Raw genomic sequence first — 13782 nt, 5'->3', positions numbered from 1 at the left:
AGGCCGCGTGGCCGCAGCGCTGGACAGGGCCAGGGACGCCGGCAGGCACTACCGGAACCTGGGCATGGACACGTACTGGGAGATGCGCAGGCGCAGGCCCGCCGTCGACCACCTGGTCCGGGCCTACGAGCGCTACGCCGACCGCAACGGCAACCAGTTGGCCGGGGCGGTCACCTACTTCGCCTTCCTGTCCTTCTTCCCGCTGCTGGCGCTGGCCTTCGCGGCGGTCGGCTACCTCGCCGCCGTGCAGGTCGAGGTGGGGGACTACCTCCAGCAGGCCCTGGACGGCGTCCTGCCGGGCCTGTCCGAGCAACTGCCCATCGACGAGATCGCCCAGGCCCGTGTGGGCGCCGGTGTGATCGGTGTGCTCGGTCTGCTCTACGCGGGCCTGAACGCGGTGTCCGCGCTGCGCGAGGCCCTGCACTCCATCTGGCTCAAGAACCTCAAGGAGGGCCCCAACCTCCTCCTGCGCAAGCTGGCCGACCTGCTGGTCATGCTGGGCCTGGGCGCGGCGCTGCTGCTCGCGGTGGCCTTCACCAGCGTCGCCCAGGCCGCCACGCAGTGGCTCCTCGGGCTGGTGGGCCTGGACAGCTCCCTCCTGGCCAACCTGTCCCTGCGCGCGCTCGCCCTGGCCATCGCGGTCGGCGCCAACATGGCGATCTTCGTGCTGGCCTTCGCGCTGCTGTCGGGCAGCGGTCGGCCCACGCGGATGATGTGGAGGGGAGCCCTGCTGGGCGCGGTCGGGTTCGAGGTCCTCAAGGCCGCGGCGGCGGTGCTGCTCGCCGGGACGCTCAGCAACCCCGTCTACGCGTCCTTCGCCGTCCTGGTGGGGCTGCTGGTGTGGATCAACCTCGTGATGCGCCTGGTGATGTTCAGCGCGGCGTGGACGGCCACGTGGCTGCCGGTGCCGCCGCCCTACACCGGCTCCCTGCCCCTGCCGGAGGAGCACGGCATGGACTGGACCCGCCCGGACTGGGTCGCGGGGGTTTCGGCCCGGGTGTCGGCGAGTGAGGCGGCCGAGCGCCGCCGGGCCCGGCGCGCGCTGGCCGGGGTGCTGTCCCTGCTGGGGGCGGCCGGCGCCGCGGGCACCGCGGCGTGGGCGCTGCGCCGACGCCGCGGCGACCGCGCGTAGGCGCTCCGGCGACTCGTCCGAAACAGAAATTCTTTCCACGGAATTCGTATGAAGCGGGGCGGTTGTCCCGTATGTGTGCGGTGCGTGAGGGGTAGTCCTCCCCTGTCCCGGTTGACCGGTTCTCCGGGGCGCGACGGTGCGACGGCCGAGGACGGCCGCAAACACCCCCTTCGGAGGGCAGATGGGAATCGCATTCAACTCGTCCGAACGCGCGACGATCGGAGTGGAGTGGGAACTCCAGCTCGTCGACCGGCGCAGTCGGCACCTGAGGCAGGAGGCGCCCAAGCTCCTCGCCGAACTCCCCGAGCTCAGTTCCGACTCCGCCCCGCCGCTCCGCCACGAGCTCATGCAGTCCCAGGTGGAGGTCGTGACCGGGATCTGCGAGACCGTAGAGGAGGCCAGGAGCGACCTGGGCCGCAACCTCGACCGCATGAGGGAGGTCCTCGCGCCCTGGGGGACCACGCTGACCTGCTCGGGAACCCATCCCATCGACGACTGGCGCGACCAGGAGCTCAGCCCCGGAAAGCGCTACGGCGAGCTGGTCGAGCAGATGCAGTGGCTGGTCCGGCGCATCCTGACGTGCGGCGTCCACGTCCACGTCGGCGTGCGCGACAGGGACAAGGCCATCCCCATGGTCAACGCCCTGTCGCACTACCTGCCGCACTTCCTCGCCCTGAGCGCGTCCAGCCCGTTCTGGGGCGGACAGGACACCGGCCTGGCCTCCTCCCGGTCCGTCATCTTCGGCACGCTGCCCACCGCGGGGCCGCCGCCGAACCTCCCGCACTGGGCCGCTTTCGAGGAATACCTCGAAACGCTTCTCCGGGCAGGTACCATCGCCTCTATCAAGGAAGTGTGGTGGGACATCCGTCCGCACCCTGATTTCGGCACCATCGAGATCCGGATGTTCGACGGTATTCCCACCCTGCGCGAGGTGGGAATGGCCGCCGCGCTCTCTCAGAGCCTGGTGGAGCTGTTCGATCACCAGCTCGACCGCGGGTACGGTCTGCCCAGCCCGCCGTCCTGGGTGGTGAAGGACAACAAGTGGCGTGCCACCCGCTACGGACTCGACGCTCGTGTCATCACGGACGCGCGCGGGACCACGGTTCCGCTCCGCGACGACCTGTACGAGCTGGTCCGCGAGCTGAGACCGGTCGCGACCCGCCTGGGTTGCGCCGAGGACCTGGACCTGATCTCCGAGATCCTGGACAAGGGCGCCTCCTACGAACGTCAGCGCGCGGTCATCGCCGAGGGCGGGTCCCTCGACGACGTCGTGGACATGCTCGCCGCCGAGCTCCAGGGCGGTCCTCCCACCCGCGCAAGGGTCGGTGCCGGCGACGGAGCCGGTACACGCTGAGACGTGGAGAAGAGGGGACCCTCGCATGCAGGGACATGACCTGCCGGAACAGTTGACCGCTTTCCTGGCGCGGCACGGGCGGGAGCTGAGCGGCTTCCGACGGGACCTGCACATGCACCCCGAACTCGCCTTCGCCGAACACCGCACCACGGGGCGGATCGCCGAACGCCTGCGCGAGGTGGGCCTCGAACCGCGGGAACTGCCCCAGGGCACCGGTCTGGTCTGCGACGTCGGATCCGGCGCCGGTCCCCTGGTGGCCCTGCGCGCCGACATCGACGCCCTGCCCCTGACGGACGAGAAGGACGTCCCCTACCGCTCCACCGTGCCGGGGGTCGCCCACGCCTGCGGGCACGACGTGCACACCACGGTCGTGCTGGCGGCCGGGGTGTTCCTGGCGCAGCTGGAGCGGGCGGGCGCGCTGCCCGGCCGGGTCCGCCTCGTCTTCCAGCCCGCAGAGGAGCTCCCCGGCGGCGCGGTGGAGGTTGTCAACGCCGGTGCCATGGAGGGTGTGGACCGCATCTTCGCCCTGCACTGCGACCCACGCCTGATGGCGGGCCGGGTCGGGCTGCGCACCGGCGGCATCACCGCCGCCTGCGACCAGCTCATGGTGCGGCTGTCGGGCCCGGGCGGGCACACCGCGCGCCCGCACCTGACCTCCGACCTCGTCTACGCCCTGGGCAAGGTCGTCACCGAGCTGCCCGCCGCGCTGTCGCGGCGGATCGACCCCCGTGCCGGGTTCAGCCTGGTGTGGGGCAGGATCAGCGCCGGTTCCGCGCCCAACGTCATCCCCGACGACGCCGTCGCCGAGGGCACCGTGCGCTGCCTGGACGACGAGGCCTGGCACGCGGCCCCCGACATCATCAAGGGGCTGGTGGAGTCGGTGGCCTCGGCCTACGGCGCCGAGGCCGAGGTGACCTACCGGCGGGGCGTGCCGCCCACCATCAACGAGGCGACCAGCGTGGCCCTCATGCGCGAGGCCGTCGCCGCCGCCCTGGGTCCCGATGCGGCGGCCTCCACCCCGCAGAGCCTGGGCGGCGAGGACTTCGCCTGGTACCTGGAGCACGTCCCCGGCGCGCTGGCCCGCCTGGGCACCCACTCCCCGGACTGGGACGGACCCATGCTGGACCTGCACCGGGGCACCTTCGACGTGGACGAGCGCGCCATCGGCACGGGCACCCGCTTCATGGTGACCACCGCGCTGACCGCGCTGTGGGAGAGCTCGCGCCGCGACACCCGCGTGGGCACCGAGGAGGCCATGGCCTGAGACGGCCCGCGGGCGGGGAGCCCCGAGCCGCCGCGCGCACCGCGGCGGACCCCAGCGCGCCCGAGCGCATAGCACCGCCCGGCTCCCCGCCCGCCGTCCCGGCTCCCGGCCGCAGCCCGGCCGTTCGGCGCGGCGACCCGCGTCCGCCTGTCGGGACGGCTCCCCGGCTGGTGGCATCCTGAATCCATGAACCAGCCACTCACAGCCGACCAGATCCGGCGGGCGCCGAAGGTACTGCTGCACGACCACCTCGACGGCGGGCTGCGCCCGGCCACCGTCGTGGAACTGGCCCGGGAGACCGGCTACACCGGTCTGCCCACCTACGACGCGCAGGAGCTGGGGCGGTGGTTCCGCGAGGCCTCCGACTCCGGCTCGCTGGAGCTCTACCTGGAGACGTTCGCGCACACCACGGCGGTCATGCAGACCCGTGACGCCCTGGTGCGGGTCGCCGCCGAGGCCGCGGAGGACCTGGCCGCCGACGGCGTGGTCTACGCCGAGCAGCGCTACGCACCCGAGCAGCACCTGGAGGCCGGGCTCACCCTGGAGGAGGTCGTCGAGGCCGTCCAGGAGGGCCTCGAACTCGGCCAGAAGCGCGCCGCCGACCAGGGGCGCAGCATCCGCACCGGCCAGCTCGTCACCGCCATGCGCCACGCCGCCCGCTCCTCGGAGATCGCCGAGCTGGCGGTCCGCTACCGCGACGCGGGCGTGTCCGGGTTCGACATCGCGGGCGCCGAGGCGGGCAACCCGCCCACCCGGCACCTGGACGCGTTCGAGTACCTGCGCCGGGAGAACTTCCACTTCACCATCCACGCGGGCGAGGCGTTCGGCCTGCCCTCCATCTGGGAGGCCCTGCAGTGGTGCGGGTGCGACCGCCTGGGCCACGGCGTGCGCATCATCGACGACATCGACACCGAGGGCGGCGCCCCGCGGCTGGGCCGCCTGGCCCAGTACGTGCGCGACAAGCGGGTGCCGTTGGAGATGTGCCCCAGTTCCAACGTGCAGACCGGAGCCGCGGAGTCCATCGCCGACCACCCCATCCGGCTCCTGCGCGACCTGCGCTTCCGCGTCACCGTCAACACCGACAACCGCCTCCAGAGCGGCACCAGCCTGTCGGAGGAGTTCGCCCGGCTCTGCGAGGCCTTCGGGTACGGCTGGGACGACATCCAGTGGTTCACGGTCAACGCGATGAAGTCGGCCTTCCTGCCCTTCGACGAGCGCCTGGCGCTGATCAACGGGGTCATCAAGCCCGGCTTCGCGCAGCTGAAGTGGACGACCTCCTGATGGAAGGCCCCAACCCCACCACCCACTACTCCACCTTCACACGGGTGGCGGCGATCGTGTGGATCGTGATCGCGGCCCTGCTGCTGGTGGACGTGCTCCTGCGCGGCGAGGGCCGCCAGGCCTGGATCGCGGGGGCGCTGCTGATCGCGACCGTCTCCGCGGTCTACCTGGTCTGGCTGCGCCCGCGCGTGGTCTCCACCGAGCGCGGCCTGAGGGTGGTCAACCCGCTGCGCGAGACCTTCGTGCCGTGGGCGGCGGTGCTCTGGGTGGACGTCACCGACGTCCTGCGGGTGCACACTCCCGGGGGCGTGGTGCGCTCGTGGCCGCTGCGCGAGACCAAGCGCCAGCGGGTCCGCGACAACATGCGACGGGAGGGGGGATTCCTCGATCCGGACGACGAAGGGGACCCCGCTTCCACACGTCCGGTGGACCTGTCCGCCCGGCAGCTCCGCCAGGACGCCGAGCGCCACAAGGCGCGCCCGCTCAGCGGACCGGTCAGGGACGTGGACGAGGCGGGCCCCGCCGCGCTGGGCGCGCAGGACGAGCCGCAGACCATGGTCCCCCTGGAGGTGATCGCGGTCATCGGCGCGACCGCGGTCCTGCTCGCGGCGGTGTTCCTGCTGGCCTGAGCGCCGCCGCTGCCGGGTCCGGCCCGGCCCCGCCCCCGTGTGGCGGCCGGGTCCGCCACGTCCGGGGTTGACGCGCCCCCGGAGTTCTGGTTAGGTAAGGCATGCCTAAGGGAGAGTGTTTCGGGCGGGCGACTTCGCGCGGATGGCCGTCCGCCCGGACCTTGCCCGAGGGCGACGCGCGCGGTTCAACTGAATAACGGAAGTACAGGGTGCCCAGGTCGCGAGTCCAACGGGATCTGCGGGGATTCCGCGCGGCGCGGGCACCGGGGCAAGCACTGCCTCCGACCGGAACCCGGTCGGTACCGTCCATCCCAGGCCTCGGGGTGTACGCTCGCCACGCCGGTACCGGACGGGCCCGGTCGGAGGCGCCCCACCCCCGCAGCCGTCGAGGCCGCCCCCTAGGACTGGCCGATCACCCTGTTGAGCAGCTCGCCCAGCCTGCGGGCCCGCTGCTTGACCACTTCCAGGGCGCGCTCGGCCTCGAAGGGCTCGAACACCGCCCCCACGGCGTCGTTGCTGACCACCGCCAGCCCCAGCACCTCGGCGCCCGCCTCCACCGCCGCGACCGCCTCCAGGGCGATCGAGTGGCCCACCAGGTCCGCGCCCGCCTGGCGCAGCACCTTCAGCTCCGCCGGGGTCTGCGTCTGCGGCCCCGTCGTGCACGCGTACACGCCCTCGGGGACCGAGGCGTCCGCCTCCTGGACGGCCCGTCGCAGCCGGGGGCTGTAGGCCGACGACAGGTCCACGAACGAGGGCCCCACCAGCGGCGACCGGGCGGTCAGGTTGATGTGGTCGCGCACCACCACGGGCTGCCCCGTGGCGAAGTCGGCGCGCAGCGACCCGGCGGCGCCCGTCAGCACGGCGGTCGCCGCACCCGCCGCCACGCCAGTGCGGACCGCGTGGGCCACCTCCAACGGGCTGCGGCCCTCGTAGAGGTGCACGCGTCCCATGAACACGATGACGCGCTTGTCGCCCACCCACATGCTGCGGATCTTGCCGGAGTGCCCCTCGGCGGCGGGTTCGTGGAAGCCGGGAAGGTCGGCGGCGTCCAGTTCGATGTCGTACGAGCCCAGCGTGTCCACCGCGCCCGCCCAGCCCGAGCCGAGTACCAACAGCGCGTCGAAGCTGTCGGCACCGGTACGGGACAGGAGTTCGCGCGCCGCGTCGGCCGCCAGCTCCCCGGCCTCGCCGGTCGTCCTCGGCTGCTGCTCTGGTTCCGTCACACGACGGATGCTACCCCCGGGTGACCGCGCCGTCCGGGAGCGTGCGCACGTGTGTTCCCGCGCCCGGCCCGAAGGGGGACGCGGCGGTCACAGCTCGGTGGGCAGGCACTCCCGTGCGAGCAGCTCGGAGACGTACCAGTCGGGCGCCCCGGCCTTCTCGGCGGCCACCGCCAGCTCGCCCAGTTGGATAGCCGAGGGCATTCCGCCCTCGTAGCCGTCGAGCACGTAGGCCCAGGCCGTCACCACACCGTGGTCGGCCGTCCGGGCGCGCACCGTGACCTTGCGGTAGGCCCGCCCGTCGCCCGCGACCGACCACAGCGCCCGACTGCGCCGCAGTCTCTCGTACTCGTCCTCGGACACGCCCCGCAGACGGCTGTGGCCCCCGCGCGGCACATCCAGGGCGCCCTGCCAGAAGTCCAAGTGGGGTTCGTCCCATTCCATGAGGTCGTACAGCGCCACGAAGACCCGACGACCGGCGTCCTCGACCAGGGTCGCCAGCGCGCCCCCGGGTTCGGGCAGGCACTCGCCGAAGGTCAGCCGCCAGCCCTCCAACCAGCCCGTGGTGATCAGGGGCGAGTGCGGGGCCCGCCGGGCCATCTGACCGGGGTGGAGACCGGTTCCGTACGCCGCGTAGATGGACACGGGGCCATCGTAGACCGCTCGGCCCGGGGTGCCTGCTATTTCCCCCGGTCGGCATGGCCGACAATGGGAGCAAGCGACGAAAACAGGTGGTGCCGCGCCATGCCCGCATATCGCCCGGACCGGGGACGCGCGTGGCGGCCAGGCCGCAGAGGGAGTGAGGCTAGCGTGACGAAGGTCGTGATCATCGGTGGCGGACCCGGGGGCTACGAGGCGGCACTGGTCGCCGCGCAGCTCGGCGCGGACGTGACGGTGGTGGAACGCGACGGCATCGGCGGCGCCTGCGTCCTCACCGACTGCGTGCCGTCCAAGAGCCTGATCGCCACCTCCACCCGCACCACGTACGTACGCGAGTCCGACAGCCTCGGCATCCGCATCCGCGACGCCCAGGACGAGGACGCGGTCCGGGTGGACACCGACCGGATCAACTCCCGCATCAAACTCCTGGCCCGGGCGCAGTCCGACGACACCCGCGCCCGCCTGGTCAAGGAGGGCGTGGAGGTGGTCAGCGGCGAGGCCCGCCTGGTCGACCCGCACATCGTGGCCGTGGGCGACGAGCGCCTGCGCGCCGACGTCGTCCTCATCGCCACGGGCGCCCACCCCCGCGAACTGCCCTCCGCCAAGCCCGACGGCGAGCGCATCCTCACCTGGCGCCACCTCTACGACATGGAGGAGCTGCCGGAGCGGCTGATCGTGGTCGGCTCCGGCGTCACCGGCGCCGAGTTCGCCAGCGCCTACCAGTCGCTCGGCTCCGAGGTCACCCTGGTCTCCTCGCGCGACCGCGTCATGCCCACCCAGGACGCCGACGCCGCCGAGGTGCTGGAGCAGGTCTTCATGCGCCGAGGCATGACCGTGCTCAACAAGACCCGCGCGGAGTCGGTGGTACGCACCGAGGACGGCGTGCTCGTCACCCTCTCCGACGGCCGCACGGTGGAGGGCAGCCACTGCCTGATGACGGTCGGCATGATCCCCAACACCCAGGACCTGGGCCTGGAGGAGGCCGGTGTCCGCCTGGGCGACGGCGGCTTCGTCGAGGTCGACCGGGTCTCGCGCACCACCGTCCCCGGCGTGTACGCCGCGGGCGACTGCACGGGCGTGAACATGCTGGCCTCCGTGGCCGCCATGCAGGGACGCATCGCCATGTGGCACGCGCTCGGCGAGGCCGTGTCCCCTCTCAAGCTCTCCACCGTGGCCTCCACCGTGTTCACCCACCCCGAACTGGCCGCCGTGGGCGCCAGCGAGGACGACGTGCGCAGCGGCCGGATCGACGGCCGGTCGGTCACCCTGCCGCTCAACACCAACCCGCGCGCCAAGATGAACGAGGTCAAGGACGGCTTCGTCAAGCTGATCTGCCGCCAGCACACCGGCATCGTGCTGGGCGGGGTCATCGTCGGCCCGCGCGCCAGCGAGCTGATCCTGGGCGTGTCCATCGCAGTGCAGCAGCGCCTGACCGTGGACGACATCGCGCACACCTTCTCGGTGTACCCGTCGCTGTCGGGCAGCGTGACCGAGGCCGCCCGCTCGCTCATGCTGGCGTCCCCGGAGTAGGCCGCCCCTTTTTACCCGCTCCTGACAAGAATCGAGTAATATCGCTTCGTGATCTGTCCCAAGTGTCAAAGCACCATGCGCACGTTCGACCGCCAGGGCGTCCACATCGACCGGTGTGACGGATGCCAGGGCATCTTCCTCGACCGGGGTGAGCTGGAGCGGGTCGTCAACGCCGAGCAGCGCCACTACGGTGTCGCGCCGCCGCCCGACCCCCACCAGGCTCCGCCCCACGGCTACCCGCAGCAGCACCGGGGCGGCTACCCGGACTCGCCGAAGGGCTACCGGGGCGGTTACCCCGACTCCCCGAAGGGCTACCGCGGCGGCTACCCGGACTCGCCGAAGGGCTACCGGGGCGGTCACGGCGGCTACCCCGACTCCCCGCGCGGCTACGGCGGACGCCGTAAGAAGAGCTTCCTCGAAGGCCTCTTCGACTGAGCCGAGCAGTCCCGACAACCTGAACGAGTAACCCGTGCACCCGCTGATCTGTACCCACTGCGGGGAATGGGACGAGACCCCCGACACCGCCGCGGGGGTCTCCGTGCTGCGCTGCGCCTTCTGCCAGCGCACACGCCCGTTCCTGCGCCTGCCCCTGTACTGCGTGTCGGGGCCGAGCGGCACCGGCAAGTCCACCATCGCCGGGGCGCTGCTGGAGCGGCTCCGCGACCGCTTCGTCGTCCTGGAACAGGACCTCCTGTGGGTCGGCGGACTCCGCGACCCCGCCGACCACCACCGCCTGTTCCGCTCCACCTGGCTGCGCACCGCCGCCATGGTCCAGCAGAGCGGACGGCCCGTCGTGCTGTGCGGCACGGTGGTGCCGCCGGAGCTGGAGCACCTGCCCGAGCGCGCCCTGTTCACCGGCGTCCACTACCTCGCGCTGACCTGCGAGCCCGATGTCCTGGCCGGGCGCCTGCGGGCCCGCCCCGCCTGGCGCGAGTGGGACGAGGAGCGGATCGCCGAGGCCCTGGAGTACGCGGCCTGGGTGGAGTCCGAGGCCGCGCGCCTGGAGCCCCCGGTCGACCTGCTGGACACCACCGGCGCCGAGCCCCGGGAGACCGCCGACGCAGTCTGCCGGTGGATCGCGGAACGGCACGTGCGGGCCACGGCCTCCTGACCTGACGCCGTGGGCTCGCGGTCCCGTCGGGGGAGACCGGACCGGTAGCGGCTGTGGGCGAGTGAGGGCGTCGGTCGCCTTCCGGTGACCGCCCCCGCCCCCGTCGGCAACCCCCGCCGGGAACAGTGCGGGAGGGGCCCTGCGGGCGGGCCCTCCCCACACCTCGAACCGTTCTCCTGATCGAGCGCCGAATGTTCGAGGGAATGCCGAAGCCTGCGTGGGTGGGGTCCCCCCTATTTCCAGGAAACCATCACCGCACCACCCACGACCAGCCCCGACTCCCGCCTGTGGAAAACGTGGAGACACGAAGAGGACCCCGAGCGGTCCGCCCGGGGCCCTCGGCCCGTCATCGTCCTGTCGGCTGTGCGCGGGTCAGAAGTCGAAGCCTCCGAAGTCCCCGCCTCCGAAGTCGCCGCCTCCGAAGTCCCCGCCTCCGAAGTCGCCTCCCCCGAAGTCCTCTCCCGCGCCGACATCACCGGCGCCCATGCCCATACCCATCATCGACCCCATCATGGAGCCCATCATCATGCCGGTGAACATGCCCATCATCATGTTCATCCCGAAGTAGCCGCTCGCGTAGGGCGAGTAGGCCGGACCGGCGTCGTAGTACGGGCGGCGCTCGCCGTCCACCTCTACCAGGCGGACGTCGGGCTGGCCGCCGGTGCGCACCGCACGCGCGCAGTCGGCGCAGGCGGTGACCTCGCGGGGCGCGCCGCCGGGCGGGGCCCAGGTCACGTCCTCCACGGACGGGCCGTGCTGCGGGTTGAAGAAGCAGGGTCCGCGCCGCTCGGGCACCGGGTCGCCGTTGAGGCGGGCCCGGGTGGCGGTCATGTAGTAGCGGCCGTCCTCCAGCGAGCTGGTGACCAGCCGGACCTGCTCGGGCTCGCGAATGTTGTCCAGCTGCGCCTTGGCCTGGTCGTAGGCGTCCATGGCCTGGGAGTAGTCGTTGCGGGTGGCGTCGTCGACCTTGGAGACGTCGATCTCCAGCCGGGCGACGTCCTCACCGAGGCGTACGACGTCCTCGGTGGCCATCTGCCGGATCTCCTCCAACTGCTTGGCCTTCTCGGCCTCGCGCCTCTTGCGGCTGCGGTGGACGAACCACGCGCCCGCGGCGACGACCGCCAGCAGGACTCCGAGGAGCACGAACCCGGAGGCGGCCCCGGCCTGCTCGGCCTCCTCGACCTGGGTGGCGGCGTCGGGGACGGCGACGAGGGTGTCGACCTGGTTGCCTCCGCCCTCCCGCACGGCGACCTCCCGGATCGCCTCGGTGTCCTCGACGTTGGGGGACAGCACCTGGAAGGTCTGGCTGCCCGCGAACACGCCGTAGACCCCGTCCCCGACCTCGTCCATGACGGGGTCCATCAGGGCGTCCAGCCCGGACTGGGAGGAGACGCTGTCGGTGGGCAGGATCACGTAGTAGACGGGGACGTCCGCCTCGGCGGCGGTCGACTCCAGGATTCCCTGCTCGGTCTCGGGGATCGCGTCGATGCTCGGGTCGATGAAGACGTTGTCTTTCCCGAGCTCCTCGGCGATCGCCTGGGACTCGGGCGGTTGGGGCTGGGCGTCAGCCGAGGCGGGCACCACCGCGGCGCTCACCATCGCCGCCGCGAGTCCGGCGGTCAGCACTGTGGGTGTTACCAAGCGGCGCAACATGATCGTTCCTCTCGCCTCCCTCTCCAACCTAGACGAACGGGTGCCCCCGCGGGGTTCCCCCTGTGCCGGAACTCACCGGCGGTACACGGGTTCACCCGTCGCGCGCGGCCTCACCGGTCGCACACGCACTGTCGCACACGCGCGGCGGCGCACGCCCGTCCGTGTGCGCTCTCCCCGCCGTACACGCGGCGCGGCCCGCCGGAGGTGCTCCGGCGGGCCGCTGCGGACGGGGTGAGGCCGTGGGTCAGCCCTGGCCGGAGGCTCCGGCGGGGACCTTCTCCACGCCGGGCTCGCCGACCTCGCCCTCGACGTCGTCGTGCGCCTCGTCCAGCGGCACGAAGCCGGAGGCGTCGCGCGGCGCGTGGTAGCGGGCCACGTCCAGGATGCCCTCGCGCTTGGCGACGATGGCCGGGACCAGCGCCTGACCGGCCACGTTGACCGCGGTGCGGCCCATGTCCAGGATCGGGTCGACGGCCAGCAGCAGGCCCACGCCCTCCAGGGGCAGGCCCAGGGTGGACAGGGTCAGGGTCAGCATGACGGTCGCGCCGGTGGTTCCGGCGGTCGCGGCCGAGCCGATCACCGACACGAACACGATCAGCAGGTAGTCGGTCAGGCCGAGGCTGACGCCGGGGAAGAACTGGGCGATGAAGATCGCCGAGATCGCCGGGTAGATCGCGGCGCAGCCGTCCATCTTGGTGGTGGCGCCGAAGGGCACGGCGAACGCGGAGTAGTAGCGCGGCACGCCCAGGTTCTGCTCGGTCACGCGCTGGGTGACGGGCATGGTGCCCATCGAGGAGCGGGACACGAAGGCCAGTTGGACCGCGGGCCACACGCCGCTGAAGTACTTCACCGGGGAGAGGCCGTTGACGCGGGCGAGCACCGGGTAGACGACGAACAGCACCAGCGCCAGGCCGATGTAGATGGTCAGCGCGAACTTGCCAAGGGCGCCGATGGTGGTCCAGCCGTAGCTGTACACGGCGTTGCCGAGCAGGCCCACCGTGCCGATCGGGGCCAGGCGGATGATCCACCACAGGGCCTTGAGCACGATCTGGAGCGCGGAGTCGGTGAAGGCGATGAAGGGCTCGGCGGCCTTGCCGACCTTGATCGCGGCGATGCCCAGGACGATGGCGATGACGATCAGCTGGAGGACGTTGAAGTCCAGCGAGGCGCTGAAACCGCCGTCCTCGGAGCCGGAGACGCTCGCGCCCAGGCCGAGGAAGTTGGCGGGGACGATGCTCTCGATGAACGCCATCCAGGAGCCGGTGCCCGAGGGCTCGGCGGCGGTGGTCGCGTCCACGCCGCTGTTGACGCCGGGCCGCACGATCAGGCCCAGGGCGATGCCGATGCCCACCGCGACCAGGGCGGTCGCGCCGAACCACAGCAGGGTCTTCCAGGCCAGCCGCGCCGCGTTGGTGACGTTGCGCAGGTTGGCGATGGAGGAGATGACGGCGAGGACGATCAGCGGCGGGACGATGGTCCGCAGCAGGGTGACGAAGGTCGAGCCGACGGTGTCGAGGGTGACGGCGAGCCAGTTGGTGGCGTCACCGGTCTCGGCGTCGGGCGGACTGAGCTGGAAGGCGACGGCCCCCAGGACGACGCCGAGGACCAGGCCCGCCAGGACCTGTGCCGCGAACGGGAAACGGAGGGTTCTGCGCTTCTTGGGCGCGTCTGTGCTCTGTGCGGACACGGGATGGGACTCCAGTGGTGGTGAAGGCAGCCGGAGGGGTACGCACGGCGGAGCGGTCGGCGCCGCCGGGGTTTCCGGCACGGGGAACGGCGGGCATCACCGAGGGGATGGTGACACGGGGAAGAAGGGTGCGCGGCGCGCTGCCCGGAAGGGCGCGCGTGGACCTAGCGACACGCCTGACAACCGCGGCGGCACAGGTCGATGTGCCACCGTCGCGTCAGTCCCCAGATGTTCGTCACAGACAAGGACAATAACGTTCGT

Annotated in this window: 12 protein-coding genes; 8 read left to right on the top strand and 4 right to left on the bottom strand. The window is 72.0% G+C overall.

The window, feature by feature from the left end; translation table 11 throughout:
* Positions 1 to 7: 7 nt before the first annotated feature.
* From ABD54_RS06645 to ABD54_RS06625, 5 genes are all read left to right on the top strand, one after another.
* Positions 8 to 1132: a YihY/virulence factor BrkB family protein gene (locus ABD54_RS06645; RefSeq protein WP_047868547.1), complete on the top strand. Its 1125-nt coding sequence runs from the start codon at positions 8 to 10 to the stop codon at positions 1130 to 1132.
* A gap of 181 nt (positions 1133 to 1313) precedes the next feature.
* Entirely contained in the window at positions 1314 to 2486 is a 1173-nt protein-coding gene (locus tag ABD54_RS06640) for a glutamate--cysteine ligase (RefSeq protein WP_047868546.1), read from the top strand.
* Positions 2487 to 2511: 25 nt separating this feature from the next.
* A complete protein-coding gene (locus ABD54_RS06635; protein WP_047868545.1) occupies positions 2512 to 3750 on the top strand; it encodes a M20 family metallopeptidase in 1239 nt (412 codons plus the stop codon).
* 186 nt (positions 3751 to 3936) lie between these two features.
* Entirely contained in the window at positions 3937 to 5031 is a 1095-nt protein-coding gene (locus tag ABD54_RS06630) for an adenosine deaminase (protein ID WP_047868544.1), read from the top strand.
* Entirely contained in the window at positions 5031 to 5660 is a 630-nt protein-coding gene (locus tag ABD54_RS06625; protein WP_200904057.1) for a PH domain-containing protein, read from the top strand. Before ABD54_RS06630 ends, ABD54_RS06625 begins: the two co-directional genes overlap by 1 nt.
* A gap of 398 nt (positions 5661 to 6058) precedes the next feature.
* Here the strand turns inward: ABD54_RS06625 and ABD54_RS06620 are convergent, their stop codons facing one another.
* Complete coding sequence (locus tag ABD54_RS06620; protein WP_047868542.1) at positions 6059 to 6883, bottom strand: purine-nucleoside phosphorylase; 825 nt, start codon at positions 6881 to 6883, stop codon at positions 6059 to 6061.
* An 87-nt stretch (positions 6884 to 6970) separates the two neighbouring features.
* Complete coding sequence (locus ABD54_RS06615; RefSeq protein WP_200904056.1) at positions 6971 to 7525, bottom strand: gamma-glutamylcyclotransferase family protein; 555 nt, start codon at positions 7523 to 7525, stop codon at positions 6971 to 6973.
* Between the two features lie 165 nt (positions 7526 to 7690).
* On the opposite strand from ABD54_RS06615, the gene ABD54_RS06610 reads away from it, so the two are divergent.
* Genes ABD54_RS06610 through ABD54_RS06600 form a run of 3 tightly spaced genes read left to right on the top strand, consistent with a single transcriptional unit; the run spans position 7691 to position 10181 of the window.
* Positions 7691 to 9070: an NAD(P)H-quinone dehydrogenase gene (locus ABD54_RS06610; protein ID WP_047868541.1), complete on the top strand. Its 1380-nt coding sequence runs from the start codon at positions 7691 to 7693 to the stop codon at positions 9068 to 9070.
* Positions 9071 to 9118: 48 nt separating this feature from the next.
* Positions 9119 to 9505 carry a zf-TFIIB domain-containing protein gene (locus ABD54_RS06605; RefSeq protein WP_082166714.1) on the top strand — a complete coding sequence of 129 codons (387 nt, stop codon included), beginning with the start codon at positions 9119 to 9121 and terminating at the stop codon, positions 9503 to 9505.
* 34 nt (positions 9506 to 9539) lie between these two features.
* The gene (locus ABD54_RS06600; protein ID WP_047868539.1) at positions 9540 to 10181 is read left to right on the top strand and encodes an AAA family ATPase; all 642 of its coding nucleotides are present in this window, start codon (positions 9540 to 9542) and stop codon (positions 10179 to 10181) included.
* Between the two features lie 372 nt (positions 10182 to 10553).
* On the opposite strand, the gene ABD54_RS06595 is transcribed toward ABD54_RS06600, so the two are convergent.
* Together ABD54_RS06595 and ABD54_RS06590 are read right to left on the bottom strand one after the other, a co-directional pair.
* Positions 10554 to 11807, bottom strand: a complete 1254-nt coding sequence (locus ABD54_RS06595; protein ID WP_047868538.1) for a hypothetical protein — start codon at positions 11805 to 11807, stop codon at positions 10554 to 10556.
* Positions 11808 to 12078: 271 nt separating this feature from the next.
* Positions 12079 to 13521: a dicarboxylate/amino acid:cation symporter gene (locus ABD54_RS06590; RefSeq protein WP_047868548.1), complete on the bottom strand. Its 1443-nt coding sequence runs from the start codon at positions 13519 to 13521 to the stop codon at positions 12079 to 12081.
* Positions 13522 to 13782 lie beyond the last annotated feature (261 nt).

This window comes from Nocardiopsis sp. RV163 (genome assembly GCF_001029525.1).
GTDB classification, from domain to species: domain Bacteria; phylum Actinomycetota; class Actinomycetes; order Streptosporangiales; family Streptosporangiaceae; genus Nocardiopsis; species Nocardiopsis dassonvillei.
Note: the sequence above shows the minus strand (reverse complement) of the source record. Positions and strands in the feature narration are given on the sequence as shown.